Source organism: Corallococcus sp. AB049A (assembly GCF_003668885.1).
Taxonomy (GTDB): domain Bacteria; phylum Myxococcota; class Myxococcia; order Myxococcales; family Myxococcaceae; genus Corallococcus; species Corallococcus interemptor.
Genome location: NZ_RAWL01000187.1, coordinates 1 through 16,168, shown reverse-complemented (window position 1 = coordinate 16,168; position 16,168 = coordinate 1). Strand labels below are relative to the sequence as shown.

Below are 16,168 nucleotides of genomic sequence, written 5' to 3'. Positions count from 1 at the left end.
GGCCTGGGGGATGAGGGCGGACAGGCCCCGGCCCAGGGCGCGCTTCTGGGTGTCTGCGTTCTTCTGCACGGCGGTTGGGAACTCCCCGCGCCGCCGTGAGGGCCGGCGCGCATGGGCCTGTTGGGTGCTTCACGGCGAACCGGGCACCCGGTCCCACCATTCGCTTCTATTAAGGAGGCGGCCGGTCAGGCGACCCGGCGCTTGGACGGCTTGGGGGAGTCCCGGCGCATCAGCTCGCGGCCCAGGGCCAGGTAGCTCTCGCAGCCCTTGGACTTGATGTCGTACAGGATGATGGGCTTGCCGAAGGACGGGCACTCGGACAGGCGCACGTTGCGCGGCACGACGGCCTGGAAGACCTGGTCCTTGAAGTAGCCGCGCACCTCGTCCACGACCTGGTGGGCGATGTTGGCGCGCGCGTCGAACATGGTCAGCAGGATGCCTTCCATCTTCAGCGAGGGGTTGAGCCCCTGCTTGACCAGGTCGATGGTGTGCGTGAGCTGCGACAGGCCCTCGAGCGCGTAGTACTCGCACTGGAGCGGGATGAGGACGGAGTCCGCGGTGACCAGCGCGTTGAGCGTGAGCAGGCCGAGCGAGGGCGGACAGTCGATGATGATGTAGTCGTACTTGTCCTTGAGCGGCAGCAGGGCTTCGCGCAGGCGGAACTCGCGGCGCTCCTGGTTGACGAGTTCGACCTCCGCGCCGGTGAGGTCGGGCGTGGCGGGGATGACCTGGAGGAAGCGCAGCTCGGTGGGGTGGACCAGCTCGGCTGCCGGGCGGCCGCCGAGGAGTGCGTCGTAGACGGTGCCGGTGAGGTTCTCGCGCTTGAGGCCCAGGCCGCTGCCGGCGTTGCCCTGGGGGTCCATGTCCACCAGCAGGGTGCGGCGCTCCGCGGAGGCGAGGCTCGCGGCGAGGTTGATGGCGGTGGTGGTTTTACCCACGCCGCCCTTCTGGTTGGAGATGCAGATGATACGACCCACGTGGCCCATCCTCTCTCGCTCCGGCTGACGCCAGAGCCCCGCTCGCGGTTCGCGCGGACGTGCGCGCGAATCGGAGCCTGATCAGGCAGCTAGCACGGGGTTCGAGGACGGATCAATTTCCCATCCACGGTGGCGCCGGAGCCCTGCCCGGCCCCTCGCTCGAAGGTGGGTGAACGGCGGAAATTCGCGCGGATGGGGGGGCGTGGGCGTGCCTGCCCGGCTGCTTTCGGAAGGGCGATTCCGTGCGGGGCGGAAGGGTGTTGGGTTTTTCAGGGGGTCGCGCGCGGGGGATTCGTGTTGGCGGCTTCGTGGGTTCATGCGGCGCCGTGGTTCCAGCCACGGTCGGCGGAACACCTGAGCCCTTTTCGCGAGGACCTGAGCCCCGCCACCGCGCGGATGACCCTAGTGCTTTTCGGAACCGCGTCGTCCGAGCCGGTCCATCCAGGCAACCGTTCCACATGGAACTCGCGCGACCGATGCGCACCGTCATGCGGACGAACGGCGGTGCTCTTCCAGGTTGGTCCATCCGGGGAGGCGTCTCGCATGGAACTCGCGCGAGGGCGTGAACACTGCCGCCACCGGGGAGAACGCCGGTGCGCTTCGTGGACCGCGGCAGCCCGAGTCCGTTCATCCGGGCAGGCGGTCCACGAGGAACTCGCGCGACCAATGCGCACCGCCACGAGGATGAACGACCCGGCGCACTTCGTGGACCGCGCGGTTGAAGGTCGCGCATCCATACGGGGAGGCCGGAAGCGGAACGTCCGCGTCGGCATGTGCTCCGCCACGCGGATGAGTGGTCCAACGCGTTCCACGGGTCGCTTCAATTGAAGGTCGCGCATCCGTGCTGGGAGGTCCGCAACGGAACGTGGGCGCGGCATGCGCACCGCCATGGGCACGGGATGAACGACCCAGCGCGCTTCATGGACCGCGCCGGCTGAAGGTCGCGCATCCGCGCTGAGGTGCCCGCGTTGAACGTGAGCGACGACCACGCGCACCGCCACGCGGATGAACGGGGCGGTCCTTTTCGGGATGGCCCATTCGACGGCGGTTCGGCCAGCGACCGTTCCACGTGGAACTCGCGTGAACGGTTCGCCATCACCTTGAGGAAGTCCGCCCGGCCGCGCTTCGTTGGCTGCGTCAGTCCAAGGCCGCACGTCCGTGCCCGGGCGTTCCACGTGGAACAGCTCGCACGGGTTCGACCTCCGCGCGGGTCCCGTTCACTCAGGTCCGAGGCTCAACACTGCGCCCTCACGTGGAACACGCGCACGCCGTTTCGAACATGCGGCGTGAAGAAGAGCGCGGCATCGGCATGGCCACCCCCAGCTCACGGCCCCGGACGCGCCTGAGGCCGTTCCACGTGGAACACGTCACGCGTTCAAGAAGCTCCCTGTGCTCAAGAAGCTTCAGCATCCAGCGTCTCCACTACTGGCCCGCAGCCACAGGCCAGCGCGGGGCGTTCCACGTGGAACACGCTCACTTCATCGCGACCGCCGACCTGGCGTTCGCGCAGGTGATGCATGCGTGGACGTGGATCCGCAGTGGGCGTTCCACGTGGAACACGCATGAGCCCCACGACTCCTTCGCTTCGAACAACGGTCAGCGCTTCTTCACGCCGTGCTGACGGAAGCGTTGCCACCCCGGCATGACGTTCCACGTGGAACAAGCTCCTGCTTTCGCCAACATGCCTGGACGAAGGAACGGTCCTGCGCTGGTCCAGACCACGGTGCCCAAGGCAGTGGATCCGTCGGCACGTTCCACGTGGAACACGTCACACGGGTTTCAAATGAGCGCGTGCATGAACCTCTTCCAGCGCATGCGTTCCGCACCACGGCTGGAGCACGGGCAGCCGGCCTGAGGCTTCCTTTCATCCAGTGCGCTTCGCATCCACCGCATCACGGATGCGTACGTGGATCCGACACCCGAAGGTCCACGCATGGGAGCGTTGTGGTGCCTGAGGTGAAGCCGTTCATACGGACCCTGCTTCACCGCTCCACAGCGCTTCCCAAGCCCTGCCCCTCACGCCGACGGCCGTGGGCCAAGCGGCCAGGTGAGTCCCTTCTTGAAGCGTGTTCCACGTGGAACATGCGAAGCCGCATGAGCACTGGCTCCCCTTCCCTGCGCCTCATCGAGCGCTCCAGGTCAGGCACGTCCAACGGCACCGCGAACCGTCGAGCACCGCTTCAACGCTTGTTCGACAGCACCTCCACGCACGGACCGGAGGCCGGCCGTGTTCCACGTGGAACGTGGGCAGCAAGCTGCTCCCCGCCATGGACGTTCCACGTGGAACATGAAGCCGCTCATCCACCGGGGTCACGCTCATCGGACCTGGGCGTGTTCCACGTGGAACACGCGCTGGCGTTTCACGCGGGTCAGCGCGACCAGGCGGATCGCTGGAGCACGACTCGGTAGCCGTCCGGATCCTCGAAGGTCTTTCCGTTCGAGTCCCAGTACGGGTTGCGCGACGGCACCGGCGGGAAGCCCGCGGCCTCCATGCGGTGAACCCGTTCGGACCACGCTTCCGGATCCGGCACGTAGAACACCAGGAGGTGGTCCTCGGATGGCGCTCGCGGCGCTTCGTGTCCTCGCTCCACCGTGAACTCCAGGTGGTACGGCGCTCCCGGGTGCCCGAGCATCACGCCGTCGAACCCCGCGTGGTCCTCGAACCGTCCGAGCACCTCGAAGCCCAACCCGTCCCGGTAGAAGCGCACCACCGCGTCCAGGTCCCGGGCCGGCCTCGCGACCCGCAGCTTCACCGTGTCCATGAAGTGCCCTCCCCTTCCCGGATCCGCATCCAGGTGGTGCCACTCATAGGATGAATTGACGCTCTTTTCGCGCGGGACCCGGGCCTGCACCTTGTGCCCATGACCACGAAACAGCAGCCCCTGAACTCCGGCTTCGGCGCGACCACCACCGCCCGCGAGGCCCTCGGCAACACCCGGCTGGAGGGCGCCGTCGCCATCGTGACCGGCGGCTACGCGGGCATCGGACTGGAGACCACCCGCACGCTCCACGCCGCGGGTGCCACCGTCATCGTCCCCGCGCGGACTCCCGACAAGGCGCGCGCGGCGCTCGCCGGACTGGAGCGCGTGGAGCTGGAGCCACTGGACCTCATCGACCCGGCATCTATTGATGCGTTCGCCTCGCGCTTCCTCGCGTCCGGCCGGCCGCTGCACCTGCTGATCAACAACGCGGGCATCATGGCCACGCCGCTCACCCGCGATGCGCGCGGTGAGGCCCACCGGGTCCGCGCGTTCGCCGTTCATCCCGGCGGCATCCTCACGGAGCTGGTCCGGCCCATGTCCGAGGAGGAGGTCCGCGCCTCCATCGAGAACTCGAACAAGATTGAGCCGATGAAGACGCCGGAGCAGGGCGCCGCGACCACGGTCTGGTGCGCCACCAGTCCCCAGCTTGAGAACAGGGGCGGCGTCTACTGCGAGAACGTGGACATCGCCGTGATGGCTCCGCCCGATGCCACCATCCGGCGCGGCGTGAAGGACCAGGCCGTGGATCCGAAACAAGCTGACCGGCTGTGGACCGCGAGCGAGGCGTGGACCGGCGTCCGCTTCAACCCTTGAGTCCGCGCTACGTCCGCGCCCGTTGCAGGAACAGCGCGCGGGTGCGCTCCAGGTAGGGACCGGGATGCGGCGCATAGAAGGACACGCGCAGCTCCCGCCCATCCGGTTCCGAGTACGTGAGCGTGACGTTCTCGAACTCGATGGGTCCCAGCTCTGGAAGGACGAGCACCTTTAATAGGGAGGGTGTCTCCACCACGTCGAACTCCGACCGGTCCGCGGCGCGCGCGGCGTCCATCCGGAAAACCGCCACCTCGCGGCGCACCGCCTCCTCCCATGAAGGCATGCGCGCGCGCCGGTCCGGATTCATGAACAGCGCCCACAGGGCAGTGCCAGGTCCGAGTAGAGGACGGTGGCCGCCGCGTTCCACGCGATGATGTCCCAGCGTCGCGTGGAGACGAGCGCCGGAAAGGGATGCGCGTCGAGCAGCCGCTGAAGCGCGCCACTGACGGAGTCCGGAGAGCGCACGGCCCTGGGCGCGGGGCGGCCGTGCGCGAGCTCGAAGAGGAGCAGGCGTTCCGTCGGCGTGAGGCGGAGCGCGACGACCAGGCGCTCCAGCAGCGGTTCGGAGACGTGGATGTCCCTCCCCTGCTCCAGCCACGTGTACCAACTGACGCCCACGTCGGCGAGCCGCGCCAGTTCCTCGCGGCGAAGGCCCGGCGTGCGCCGCCGCGAACCGGAGGGAAGTCCCACGTCCTCCGGGAGCAATCGCTCACGACGGCTGCGAAGGAAGCGCGCGAGCTCAGCACGCCCGGGGTTGCGGGAGGTGTCCGTCACTCCGAGGCACGTCAGGCGAACGGTTCGCACGAGGCATGGGCACGATGTTCGCGCGGATCCGAGCGAGGTCCGCCTCCCCGACGCGGTTCTCCAAAACCTGTCCGACTGTCGGACAGGTTCAAGCGGATCCGTTGAAGCGGGCTCCCCCAGCCGCGCGGCGGGCGAAACCTGTCCGACTGTCCGACAGGTTTCGCGCCTCGGACAAGACGGCCCTCCCTACTGGGGTGACGACGTGATGCATCGAAGCTCCGTCGAAGTCGCGGATCCACTCACGCCGTGTTCCACGGTCATCGCCGCCACGCTCCACCCGTGACTCCACTCCCCTGCCCTCTCATGAACCCGAGGCAGTCGGCCCGGTTCAGTTGCATAGGTTGCTATCCTGATTTACATAGCAGCCTATGCAAACAACCAGAACAGTAGGAATCATCGGCGGTGGTCCGGGTGGGCTGACGCTGGCGCGAATCCTCTCCACCCGGGGCATCACGGCCACGGTGTTCGAACTGGATGAGCACCCGCTCGCCCGTCCCCAGGGAGGTTCGCTGGACCTGCACGCCGACTCCGGTCTGCGCGCGCTTCGCGAGGCCGGGCTGGAGTCAGGGTTCAAGGCCGTGGCCCGGTACGACGACCAGGGCGACGCCATCTACGACGCCCAGGGGACGCTCCACTTCCAGCACAACGAAGCGAGCGACGGAGACCGGCCGGAAATCGACCGCACGCAGCTGCGCTCCCTCCTCTTGAACAGCCTCCCTTCGGAGCGGATCCGCTGGGGAAGCAAGGTGTCCGCCGTGGAGCCCCTCCCCGACGGCCGCTACCGCGTCATGGGCCCGGCGGGCGTGCTCGGCGAGTTCGACCTGGTGGTCGGCGCGGATGGTGCGTGGTCGCGGATCCGCCCGCTCGTGTCCCCGGCGACGCCGGCCTTCACGGGCATCCTCTTCATCGAGCTTCAAATCGACGACGTGGACACGCGGCACCCGGCGGTCGCGAAGCTGCTGCCTCGAGGGAAGATCTCCGTCGTCGGCAACAACCAGGGCCTCATCGCCCAGCGCAGCAGCGGCGGCCACGTGCGCGCCTACTTCATGTTCCGGGTGTCCGAGGCGCAGCTCCGCCAGGGACTCGTGGACACGTCCTCCCCGGCCCGGGCCCGCGAACAGCTCAAGGCGCTGCTGCCGGGGTGGGCGCCGTCCCTGCTCGCGTTCATCGACGCGTGCAATGACCGCATCACCGAGCGCCCCATCGTCGCGCTGCCCGTGGGCCACCGGTGGACGCACCGGCCCGGGGTGACGCTGCTCGGGGACGCGGCCCACGTCATGCCGCCCTTCGCTGGCGAGGGCGTGAACATGGCGATGCTCGATGGACTGGAGCTGGGGCTCGCGCTCGCGGCGGATCCGGACTGGAGCCGCGCCGTGCAGGGCTACGAGGAGGCCATGTTCGAACGGGCGGCCTCCGCCGCCGCGGCCTCCATGCAGGGGCTCGACTTCGTCTCCGAGCACGCGCTCGAGCACGTGCTGGAGCACTTCCGGATGATCCAGCAGGAGCGGGCCGGCGCGGGCGCGCCCTGAAGCCGGCCACCCTCCCCTACTGCTTCGCGAACACCGCGACCTGACGCTCGGCGCCGGAGAACGGGAGCCGGTATGCCCGGGCGGACACCACGCGCAGGTGGCGCTCGGCCGCGCGCGCCTGGAGCTCCGCGTCCGTCTGCGCCTTGCCCAGCATCGCCACCACGCGCCCGCCCTCCTCCACGTACGCGGGCGCCAGGTTCAGCCAGTCCGGCAGGTCCATGAACGCTCGCGCGATGAGCACCTGCGCGCGCGGAATCCCCTCCGCCTCCGGCTTCCCTTCCGCCCGGGCGTGAAGTCCGCGCACGCCGGTGAGGCGCAGGCTGGCGGCGGCCGCCTTGATGAACGCGATCTTCTTGCCCACCGTGTCCACCAGCGTCACGCCCATGTCCGGCAGCTCCAGCTTGAGCGGCAGCCCCGGGAAGCCCGCGCCCGCGCCCAAATCCAGCAGCGACGTCGCGCCCTTCACCTCCGGCAGCACCGCCAGCGAGTCCAGGAAGTGCTTCTCCAGCACCTCCTCCGGCGCGGTGATGGCCGTGAGGTTCACCTTCGCGTTCCACTTCAAAAGCTCCGCCATCAGCTGCTGGAGCTTCGGCCCCACGTCCGGTCCCACGGAGACGCCCAACGCACTGCATCCCGAGGCCAGCAGATCTGCGAACCGCGCGTTATCCACAACACCTCCACCCCGAAGGGCCCTTCAAGTCCTTGGAATCATTCAGGAGAAATGGATCCCCAGAAATATCCACACGTTATCCACAGCCCTGTTCCTGATCACTTGACAGCCCCTGCCCTCGCTTGAGCGCGACCAGGAGCAGCGACACCGCGGCAGGCGTCAGGCCCGGGATCCGCCGAGCCTGCCCCACCGTCCCGGGCCGGTGCGCGGACAACTTCTCCACCGCCTCCGTGCTCAGGCCCCGCACGTCCGTGAAGCGGAACGCGTCCGGGATGCGCCAGCGGTCGGAGGCCTCGGCCTCGCGCGCGGCGGCCCGGGCGGCCTGGGCGATGTAGCCCTCGTACTTCACCTCCACCTCCACCTCCTCCGCGACGTCGGGAGCCAGGGCCGGGAAGTCCTCGCGCTCCTGCGCCAGCTGCGCGTACGTCACCGCCGGGCGCTTGAGCCGCATCGCCAGACCGGAGCGCTTGAGCCGCGCGACCTCCTCCGCCACCGCGTGGGCCCGGGCCTCCGCGCGCTCCAGGGCCTCCTTCGGCAACAGCCCCACGCGATGTCCGTGACGCGCGAGCCGCAGGTCCGCGTTGCCCTCGCGCAAGCGGAGCCGGTGTTCGGAGCGGCTGGTGAACATGCGGAACGGTTCATCCACGCCCTTGGTGACCAGGTCATCCACGAGCACCGCGCCGTGCGCCTCATCGCGGCCCACGACGAGCGGCGGTTCGCCCTTCACCTGGAGCGCCGCCTGGATGCCGGCCCACAGGCCCTGGAAGGCGGCCTCTTCGTAGCCGGAGGTGCCGTTGAGCTGACCCGCGAAGAACAGGCCCGCGACGGCCTTCGTCTCCAGCGTGGCGTGCAGCTGCGTGGGGGGCGCGTAGTCGTACTCCACCGCGTAGCCGTAGCGGACCACCTCCACGCGGGCCAGGCCGGGGATGGTGCGCAGGAACTCCAGCTGCACGTCCGCGGGCATGCTGGTGGACAGGCCCGCCGGGTACACGAGCGGCGACGTGGGCCCCTCGGGTTCGAGGAACACCTGGTGCCGTTCGCGAGCGGCGAAGCGCACCACCTTGTCCTCCAGGGACGGGCAGTACCGCGGCCCCCGGCCCACGATGTCCCCCTGGAACAGCGGTGAGCGGTGGAGGTTGCCGCGCAGCAGCTGGTGCGTCGCCTCCGTGGTCGCGGTGAGGCCACACATCACCGGGGGCAGACGCGGGAACGGGAGGCCCTGCTCCAGCTGCGTGCGCCAGGAGAACGGCCGCACGCCGGTGTCTCCGTGCTGCGGCGTGACGGCGTCCCAGTCGATGCTGTCGCGGGACAGGCGCGCGGGAGTGCCCGTCTTGAAGCGGCCCAGGGTGAAGCCGAGCGAGTGCAGTGACTCCGACAGGCCGCGCGCGGCTTCGTCACCCAGGCGGCCACCGACCTCCTTCTGCTCGCCCACGTGCATGAGCGCGCGAAGGAAGGTGCCGGTGGTGAGGAGCACCGCGCGGGCCACCACCTGGGTGCCGTCGCCCAGCACCACGCCCTTCACCCTCCCCTCCTCCGCGACGACGGCGGCGACTTCGCCCTCGCGCACGGTGAGGTTGGGCTGGGTGAAGAGCACGGCCTGCATGCCGGCGGCGTACGCGTCGCGGTCGCAGAGGACGCGAGTGGCCTGCACGGCGGGGCCCTTGGAGGGATTGAGGATCTTGACGTGCGTGCCCGCGAGGTCCGCCGCGCGTCCCATCTGTCCGCCGAGCGCATCCAGCTCACGCACCAGGTGGCCCTTGGCGGTGCCACCCACGGCGGGGTTGCAGCTCATCACGGCGGCGCGCTCGCGCTTGAGCGTCACGCCCAGGGTGGACAGGCCCATGCGAGCGCAAGCGAGTGCCGCCTCGCAGCCCGCGTGGCCCAGGCCCACCACGACGATGTCGTATCGGAGTTCCATCGCGTCCCGGGGGGTATCACGCCCGGGCGCGTCCGTGGCAAGCCGGGCATGGGGACGCCATTCACCCGGCTGGTTCCCCACCCACCGGGGCGGTGGCCCAAACACAGACATGCCCACGAGTTCGGGAGCACGCGAGGCGGGCAGTGGGAGGGGTAACAACGCCGCCCGCCTCGCGCGCACCAGTCATCGTGGATCCGCCGGGGGCGCGCCTGACACACCGGTGGCGTCTCTGGCCCTCGACGGCGATGGCATCCATGGGACCTTGCCCGCACGAGTCCCCCAGACCCTCGTGCCTTCACATGGCGTCGCACACACGGGAGCCAGGCCTGCCCGTGCGGTGAGGGCGCATGGGATTTCGGACTCGAACCAGCGAGGCCGGCGGACCTCCCGTGTGCGCGACGGGGAAGGGTATAGCGGGGGGGTCTGACATTCCGGGTTCCGGGCCCGTCAGCGGGTGGCCGGCGGGTTCGACCGGGAAGGGCAGTGCACGTTCTCCGGGCAGCGCCCGTCCGACCTGGGGATGCACGCGCCGCAGCACTCCATCTCATCCGGGCGGCACGCCGGCACGCACGCGCCACACTGCAACACGCCGCCGCAGCCGTCGTCCGCGGTGCCGCACTTCAGCCCCAGCGTGGCGCACGTCGCGCGCTGACAGACGCAGCGGTCGTCCACGCAGGACTCGTTGGGTTTGCATCCGGGCGTGCACGTGCTGATGGGACCCGAGGGCTCCTTCTTCGGCTCCGCGGGCACCGGCGGCGCCACGCAGCGGCCATTCGTGCACGTGCCGGCCTGACAGTCGCCACAGTCGATGAAGCCCCCACACCCGTCCGGCGTCCGCCCACAGGCCACCATCGCCTGCGAGCACGTGGCCGGCGCGCAGCCATCCGGCGCCACGTTGTCCCGCGACGCGCGCACGGTGCCGCCGCTCGGCGTGCACGCGCCCCACAGTCCCAATGCCAGACACAGTCCGGCCCACCGGCCCAGGCTCCGCACCACTTCCATGTCATCCACTCCCCGGGCTCCCGGATGGGGAGCCTTGCACGGCCCCATCATGTGCACACCCGGGCCGGATGTCCGGGTCCATGCATGACGGGGCAGGGGAGGGGAGGGTGCTTCAGCGCTGGAGGAAGCTGCGCACGTGCTGGAGGGCCTCTTCTTCCGTCTTGGGCTTCTCCTCGCGAGGCGCGGGGACCTTCAGGCCGCGCTGCGCCGCGGGGCGCTGCTCGATGGCGGCCAGCCAGCGCTGCACGCCCGGCAGCCCGTCCACGGACACGCCGGCCCAGTCGTGGATGCGCACCCACGCCCAGTTCGCGATGTCCGCGATGCTGTAGTCGCCGGCCAGGTACTCGTGGTCCTTCAGGCGGCTCTCCAGCACCGTGTACAGGCGGCGCGTCTCGTTCTGGTACCGGTCGATGGCGGGCTGGATCTTCTCCGGGAAGTACCGGAAGAAGACATTGGCCTGCCCCTGCATGGGGCCCACGCCGGCCATCTGGAACATCAGCCACTGGGTGACCAGGGAGCGGCCCTTCGCGTCCGAGGGCATCAGCCGGCCCGTCTTCTCCGCCAGGTAGAGGAGGATGGCGCCGGACTCGAAGACGGCGAAGTCACCCTCCGCGCGGTCCACGATGGCGGGGATGCGGCCATTGGGGTTGATGGCCATCGCGTGCGTGAAGCCGTGCGCGTCTAACGGCGGAAGCGCACCACGCGCACGTCGAAAGCGGGGGCATCCCCCAGGGCCTCGCGCATCAGCTCCAGCGCGCGGTCCTCGTCGAAGCTCCCGGACCCCGCGCCGATGATGGGGAACGCCACGGAGCCAAAGCCGTGCTCCCCGGCGCGAGCCAATGCGTTTCGCACCGAGTCCTGGATGGACCGCGCGGACGCGCGCCAGAGCATGTTGATGCCCGCGACGTGGATGATGCCCTTGAAGGGCAGGCGCCCCGGCCCCGTCACCACCGCCGAGCCCAGGGGCATGGGCCCCACGCGCGCGACCTCGCGGAAGGGCGCCGTGCCGCCCCGGCGCTTGATGGCCCCGGACACCCCCTGGGGCAAGAGCAGCCACCAGGGGATGATGTTCCGGTTCCACGCATTGACGATGGCGTCCACCGGCTGGTCCAGCAGGTCGCCTTCCACCACTCGCACGGGCATGGGCGCGGACTCTAGTTGGCCGCCCCCGGCGCTGGCACCGGCGCCTGCTTCCTGGACGCGCCCGCGAAGTCACCCGCGCGCACGAACGTCGCCTTGCTGAAGTCCAGGTGGTTGGACAGCGCCTTGCGCACGTCCTCGGGGGTCAGCTTCTGGAGCTTCGCCTCCACGTCCGCGTCGAACGCGAGCGTGCGCCCCAGGTACAGGCGATCCACCAGCTGCTGCGCCAGGGTGCCGTCCTGCGCGCGAGCGGACTGGCGGTACTCCAGGAGGCCCGCGCGCGCCTTGTCCAGCTCCTGCGGCGTGAAGCCCTTCTGCACGGCGCGGGTCACCTCGTCGCGCATGGCGGCCTCCAGCTTCTGGGCGTTCTGCGGCGCGTAGATGGCGTACGTGAGGAACCAGCCCACCGGGTCCAGCTCCTCGACGGACACGCTGCTGCCCACGCCATAGGACAGGCCGTCCTGCTGGCGCACGCGCGTGGCCAGCCGCGAGTTGAGGAAGCCGCCGCCCAGCATGAAGTTGCCCATCATCACGCCGGGCCAGTCCGCGTCGTCGTCGCGCAGCTGGAGCATCTGGCCCGCGAGGAAGTACGCGTTGGCCTTGTCCGGCGTCTCCAGCACCACGGACTTCGGGGGCACGGCCTGGAACGTGCGGGGCACGCGCGCGTACGGCGCCGGGCTCTTCCAGCCATCGAGCAGGGGACCCACGAGCGAGGTGAGCTCCTTCGCGTCGAAGTCACCCACCACCGCCATCTCCCCGCGCGAGGCGCCGTAGAACTGGCGGTGGAAGTCGCGCACCTGCTCCAGCGTGACGGCCTTCGCGTCGGCCAGGCGCTCCTCCAGCGTGGGGATGTAGTACGGGTGGCCCTTGGGGTACTGGGCGCTGAGCACGCGCCAGAACGCGATGCTGGCCTGGGGCTGCGGCTCGCTCTTCTGCGACTCCAGCGAGGCCAGGCGCTCCTGCTTGAGCAGGGCGAACTCCTTCGCGTCGAAGGCGGGCTCGCGAAGCACCTCCGTCACCAGCTTGAGGACCTCCGGGAGGCTCGCGCGAGGGCACTCGATGGAGATGCTGGCGCCCATCGAGCCGCCGTCCACGCCCACGCGGGCCTTGAGCTTGTCGAGCGCGTCGTAGAGCTGCTGGCGGGTGTGCTTCTTCGTGCCGCGCATCAGCATGCCGCCCGCGTAGGAGGCGGCGGTCAGCTTGCCGCTCACGGCCTCCGCGGTGCCCCAGCGCAGATCCAACGCCAGGTTGACCATCTCCCCGCGCGTCTTCTTGGGCAAGAGCGCGTACTTCACGCCGTTGGGCAGCTCCCCGCGCTGCACGCGCGATTCGATGTTGGCGGGGGAGGGGTCGAAGGCCTCGCCCTGCGCGACGGCGGCCTTGCCCTGGTAGCCCTCCACCATCTTCGCCACGTCCACCGGGGGCGGCAGCTCCGAGCGGTCCGGCTTCGCCGTGGGCAGGAACGTGCCCAGGGTGCGGTTGGAGCCCTTGAGGTACGTGGCGGCCACGCGGGTGACGTCCGCGGGGGTGACGGCCTCGATGCGGTCGCGGTGCAGGAAGAGCAGGCGCCAGTCGCCCACGGCGGCCCACTCGGACAGGAGGATGGCGGCGCGCTCGGAGTTGTTGAGCAGCAGCTCCGCCTGCTTCGCGAGGCTCACCTTCGCGCGGTTCACCTCCTCGTCGGAGAAGGGCGTGCGGGAGGCCTCCTCCACGGTCTTGATCAGCGTCTCGCGCACGGGGCCCAGCGGCTGATCCTTGCGGGCCTCCACGCTGAAGCCGATGACGCCCGGGTCGCGCAGCTGGAAGTTGAACGCGCTGGCGCGCGCGGCCTTCTTCGTCTCCACGAGCGCCTTGTAGAGGCGGCCGGACGGCACGTCGCCCATCACCTCGGTGAGCACGTCGATGGCGGCGAAGTCCGGGTGGGCGCCTTCGGGCACGTGGTAGATGCTGGTGAGGAACTGGTTGTCCGCCACGCGGCGCAGCGTCACTTCGCGCTCACCGTCCTGGGTGGGCTCCTCCGTGTACGTGAGGGGCACGGGCTCCGAGGGCTTCCGCAGCTTGCCGAACGTGGACTGCACGAGCGCCAGGGCCTTCTCCGGCTGGAAGCGGCCGGCGATGACGAGCGTCGCGTTGTCCGGGCGGTAGTAGCGCCGGTAGAAGGCCTGGAGCCGGTCGATGGGCACGTGCTCCAGGTCCGCCTTCGCGCCGATGGTGGCCTTGCCGTAGTTGTGCCAGAGGTACGCGGCGCTCATGGTGCGCTTGAAGAGGATGCCGCGCGGGTCGTTCTCGCCGGACTCGAACTCGTTGCGGACCACGGTCATCTCGCTGTCCAGGTCCTTCTGCGCGATGAAGCTGTTGACCATGCGGTCCGCCTCGAAGGACAGCGCCCAGGACAGGTTGTCGTCCGACGCGGGCAGGGTCTCGTAGTAGTTCGTGCGGTCCAGCCACGTGGTGCCGTTGGGGCGCGCGCCGCGTTCGGTCAGCGCCTGGGGCACGTTGGGGGTGGTGGGCGTGCCCTTGAACATCAGGTGTTCGAGCAGGTGGGCCATGCCGGTCTCGCCGTAGCCCTCGTGCTTGCTGCCCACCAGGTAGGTGACGTTGACGGTGACGGTGGCCTTGGTGGGGTCCGGGAAGAGCAGGACGCGCAGGCCATTGGGCAGGCGGTATTCGGTGATGCCCTCCACGCTCGCGACGGGCGTCAGCGCGGCGGGCTTCGCGGGAGCAGCCGCGGTGGGCTTGGGAAGAGGAGCCGGAGCCAAAGCCCACGCGGGTGAAGCCGTCACGAGCAGGACAGCCAGCAGGGCGAGCGGTGTACGACGCGTCATGCGGTCCTCGGGGGACAAAGGAGTGGGCACGGGACTTCTAACCGCTCCACCGGGTCCTCCCATCCCGAGAAACCCATGCTCTGAGGGCAGGCGTCCACGCGGGGACATCCGCTGTCCGTCCCAGGTCCTGCGCTGTACTTCCTACCCCACGGGTTGTCATGTATCCTGGCGCGGATCCGAACCGGAGGTTGGATGCAATGTCATGTCAGGACAAGGTGCTAGGTACGCAGCCCATCATCAGGAGGGACGGATTGGCGACGGCGACGGGCGGGGACGTGATGGTGCGGATGCTGCAGGAGTTCCGCGAGATGCAGGAGGAATCGAAGGAGCAGTTCGCGCGGACGGAAAGGGCGCTGAGAACGGTCCACATGAAGTGCCGGGTCCTTTTCCGGAAGACCCAGCGCATGTCGGATCGGATCCATGCCATCTCTGAACAAGTCAGTGCCTTGGATGCGGAGATGAATGAGTTCCGGGACAACGTGGGGGAGCTCACCACGCACGTCTCGACCCTGACGCAGGAAGTGCATGGAATCAAAAGCACGCAGATCCGGATGTTCGGACAGGTGGGCCGCGCGCTGAACCACCTCGCGGATGCACAGTCCTCCGACCGGGAGCGGATCGTCACCCTGGAGCGGACCGTGGGCGGGGAAGGGGAGCACTGACTCAGGCGTAGATGCCCCCGGGCGCCATCGCGGATCCGGAGCCCAGGACCTCCTCCACCTCGCGGACCTCCTCGGACGTCAGCCGGAAGTCCCCCGCGTGGATGAAGCCATCCACCTGCTTCCCACTGCGCGCCCCCACGATGGCCGCCGTCACGGCCGGATCCCGCAACGCCCAGGCCAGGGCCACCTCCGCCGGAGAACGCCCATGCCTCGCGCCCACCTCACGCATCCGCTCCACCAGCGACAGGTGATGCGACAACTTCGGCTCCTGGAAGTCCTCGCTGTTCCGGCGCCAGTCGTCGTCCGGCATCGCCTGGATGCGCTCGCGTGTCATCGCTCCGGTCAGCAGGCCGGACGCCATGGGTGAATACACAATCACGCCAAGGCCCTGCGTCTGGCAGTAGGGCAGCAGCTCATCCTCGATGTCCCGGTGGATGATCGAGTACGGCGGCTGCAACGACGTCACCGGCGCAATGCGCCGCACCCGCTCCAACTGAGAGACATTGAAGTTGGACACCCCCAGCCAGCGCACCTTGCCCTGCCGTTGCAGCTCCGCCAGCGCCGTCCAGCCCTCTTCAAGCTCCGCCCCTGCCTCCACCGGCCAGTGCACCTGATACAAATCAATGGCATCCACCTTCAGCCGGCGCAGGGACGCCTCACACTCCTTGCGCACCGAGTCCGCCTTCAGCCTGCGGCTGACCTTGCCCCCGTCATCCCAGACCATCCCGCACTTGGTGAAGACATACGGCCGCTTATCCCGGCCCTTCAGCGCCTTCGCCACGACCTCCTCGGAGTGGCCCAGGCCATACACCGCCGCCGTGTCGATCCAGTTGATGCCCGAATCCAGCGCGCGCTGGATGGCCTCGATGGACTGCGCGTCGTCCTGCGCCCCCCAGGCGAACGCCCAGCCGCCCCCTCCAATGGCCCACGCGCCAAACCCCAGCGCGGTCAGCTCCATGTCGGAATTGCCCAACCGTCGCTTCTGCATCCCGTACCTCCCGGGGCCGGCCGCCCCTGGCTCCCCTGGCTCCAAAGAAGGACGGTGTGCACCGCGGCGGCCCCGGGA

15 protein-coding genes are annotated in these 16,168 nt (G+C 69.4%); 4 read left to right on the top strand and 11 right to left on the bottom strand.

What is annotated here, in order from left to right; translation table 11 throughout:
• Positions 1-185: 185 nt before the first annotated feature.
• Positions 186-977 (bottom strand): ParA family protein, encoded by a 792-nt coding sequence (locus D7X55_RS20615; protein WP_120548196.1) that lies wholly within the window; start codon positions 975-977, stop codon positions 186-188.
• A gap of 1,462 nt (positions 978-2,439) precedes the next feature.
• Here D7X55_RS20615 and D7X55_RS43435 point away from each other — a divergent pair.
• Positions 2,440-2,598 carry a hypothetical protein gene (locus D7X55_RS43435; protein WP_158626403.1) on the top strand — a complete coding sequence of 53 codons (159 nt, stop codon included), beginning with the start codon at positions 2,440-2,442 and terminating at the stop codon, positions 2,596-2,598.
• A 748-nt stretch (positions 2,599-3,346) separates the two neighbouring features.
• Here D7X55_RS43435 and D7X55_RS20605 read toward each other — a convergent pair.
• Positions 3,347-3,739, bottom strand: coding sequence for a VOC family protein (locus D7X55_RS20605; RefSeq protein WP_121723959.1), 393 nt, complete (start codon positions 3,737-3,739; stop codon positions 3,347-3,349).
• Positions 3,740-3,838: 99 nt separating this feature from the next.
• Here D7X55_RS20605 and D7X55_RS20600 point away from each other — a divergent pair, with 99 nt between their 5' ends.
• Complete coding sequence (locus tag D7X55_RS20600; protein ID WP_121723961.1) at positions 3,839-4,552, top strand: SDR family NAD(P)-dependent oxidoreductase; 714 nt, start codon at positions 3,839-3,841, stop codon at positions 4,550-4,552.
• 7 nt (positions 4,553-4,559) lie between these two features.
• Here D7X55_RS20600 and D7X55_RS44735 read toward each other — a convergent pair whose 3' ends face one another.
• Positions 4,560-4,835 carry a hypothetical protein gene (locus D7X55_RS44735; protein WP_233609962.1) on the bottom strand — a complete coding sequence of 92 codons (276 nt, stop codon included), beginning with the start codon at positions 4,833-4,835 and terminating at the stop codon, positions 4,560-4,562.
• Positions 4,836-4,855: 20 nt separating this feature from the next.
• Complete coding sequence (locus D7X55_RS44730; RefSeq protein WP_233609961.1) at positions 4,856-5,242, bottom strand: helix-turn-helix domain-containing protein; 387 nt, start codon at positions 5,240-5,242, stop codon at positions 4,856-4,858.
• A gap of 482 nt (positions 5,243-5,724) precedes the next feature.
• On the opposite strand from D7X55_RS44730, the gene D7X55_RS20590 reads away from it, so the two are divergent.
• Positions 5,725-6,885, top strand: coding sequence for an NAD(P)/FAD-dependent oxidoreductase (locus D7X55_RS20590; protein ID WP_121723958.1), 1,161 nt, complete (start codon positions 5,725-5,727; stop codon positions 6,883-6,885).
• Between the two features lie 16 nt (positions 6,886-6,901).
• On the opposite strand, the gene rsmG is transcribed toward D7X55_RS20590, so the two are convergent.
• From rsmG to D7X55_RS20560, 6 genes are all read right to left on the bottom strand, one after another.
• On the bottom strand, positions 6,902-7,555 hold the full coding sequence (gene rsmG / locus D7X55_RS20585; RefSeq protein WP_120548181.1) for a 16S rRNA (guanine(527)-N(7))-methyltransferase RsmG: 654 nt from the start codon (positions 7,553-7,555) through the stop codon (positions 6,902-6,904).
• Between the two features lie 76 nt (positions 7,556-7,631).
• Positions 7,632-9,473 carry a tRNA uridine-5-carboxymethylaminomethyl(34) synthesis enzyme MnmG gene (gene mnmG / locus D7X55_RS20580; protein ID WP_121723957.1) on the bottom strand — a complete coding sequence of 614 codons (1,842 nt, stop codon included), beginning with the start codon at positions 9,471-9,473 and terminating at the stop codon, positions 7,632-7,634.
• Positions 9,474-9,920: 447 nt separating this feature from the next.
• Positions 9,921-10,475, bottom strand: a complete 555-nt coding sequence (locus tag D7X55_RS20575; protein ID WP_147442726.1) for a hypothetical protein — start codon at positions 10,473-10,475, stop codon at positions 9,921-9,923.
• Positions 10,476-10,587: 112 nt separating this feature from the next.
• Positions 10,588-11,133 (bottom strand): glutathione binding-like protein, encoded by a 546-nt coding sequence (locus tag D7X55_RS20570; RefSeq protein WP_121723956.1) that lies wholly within the window; start codon positions 11,131-11,133, stop codon positions 10,588-10,590.
• Positions 11,134-11,156: 23 nt separating this feature from the next.
• Positions 11,157-11,618 carry a macro domain-containing protein gene (locus D7X55_RS20565; protein WP_120548177.1) on the bottom strand — a complete coding sequence of 154 codons (462 nt, stop codon included), beginning with the start codon at positions 11,616-11,618 and terminating at the stop codon, positions 11,157-11,159.
• Between the two features lie 11 nt (positions 11,619-11,629).
• On the bottom strand, positions 11,630-14,440 hold the full coding sequence (locus tag D7X55_RS20560) for a pitrilysin family protein (protein ID WP_199747030.1): 2,811 nt from the start codon (positions 14,438-14,440) through the stop codon (positions 11,630-11,632).
• A gap of 251 nt (positions 14,441-14,691) precedes the next feature.
• Here D7X55_RS20560 and D7X55_RS20555 point away from each other — a divergent pair, with 251 nt between their 5' ends.
• Positions 14,692-15,102, top strand: a complete 411-nt coding sequence (locus tag D7X55_RS20555; RefSeq protein ID WP_147442725.1) for a hypothetical protein — start codon at positions 14,692-14,694, stop codon at positions 15,100-15,102.
• A 1-nt stretch (position 15,103) separates the two neighbouring features.
• On the opposite strand, the gene D7X55_RS20550 is transcribed toward D7X55_RS20555, so the two are convergent.
• Positions 15,104-16,090, bottom strand: a complete 987-nt coding sequence (locus D7X55_RS20550; RefSeq protein WP_121723954.1) for an aldo/keto reductase — start codon at positions 16,088-16,090, stop codon at positions 15,104-15,106.
• Positions 16,091-16,168: the final 78 nt, after the last annotated feature.

Coding starts and splice junctions, on each gene's coding strand:
- D7X55_RS20605 (WP_121723959.1), bottom strand. CDS start 3,739: ATGGACACGGTGAAGCTGCGGGTCGCGAGGCCGGCCCGGGACCTGGAC.
- D7X55_RS20600 (WP_121723961.1), top strand. CDS start 3,839: ATGACCACGAAACAGCAGCCCCTGAACTCCGGCTTCGGCGCGACCACC.
- D7X55_RS44735 (WP_233609962.1), bottom strand. CDS start 4,835: ATGCCTTCATGGGAGGAGGCGGTGCGCCGCGAGGTGGCGGTTTTCCGG.
- D7X55_RS20590 (WP_121723958.1), top strand. CDS start 5,725: ATGCAAACAACCAGAACAGTAGGAATCATCGGCGGTGGTCCGGGTGGG.
- mnmG (WP_121723957.1), bottom strand. CDS start 9,473: ATGGAACTCCGATACGACATCGTCGTGGTGGGCCTGGGCCACGCGGGC.
- D7X55_RS20575 (WP_147442726.1), bottom strand. CDS start 10,475: ATGGAAGTGGTGCGGAGCCTGGGCCGGTGGGCCGGACTGTGTCTGGCA.
- D7X55_RS20570 (WP_121723956.1), bottom strand. CDS start 11,133: ATGGCCATCAACCCCAATGGCCGCATCCCCGCCATCGTGGACCGCGCG.
- D7X55_RS20565 (WP_120548177.1), bottom strand. CDS start 11,618: ATGCCCGTGCGAGTGGTGGAAGGCGACCTGCTGGACCAGCCGGTGGAC.
- D7X55_RS20560 (WP_199747030.1), bottom strand. CDS start 14,440: ATGACGCGTCGTACACCGCTCGCCCTGCTGGCTGTCCTGCTCGTGACG.
- D7X55_RS20550 (WP_121723954.1), bottom strand. CDS start 16,090: ATGCAGAAGCGACGGTTGGGCAATTCCGACATGGAGCTGACCGCGCTG.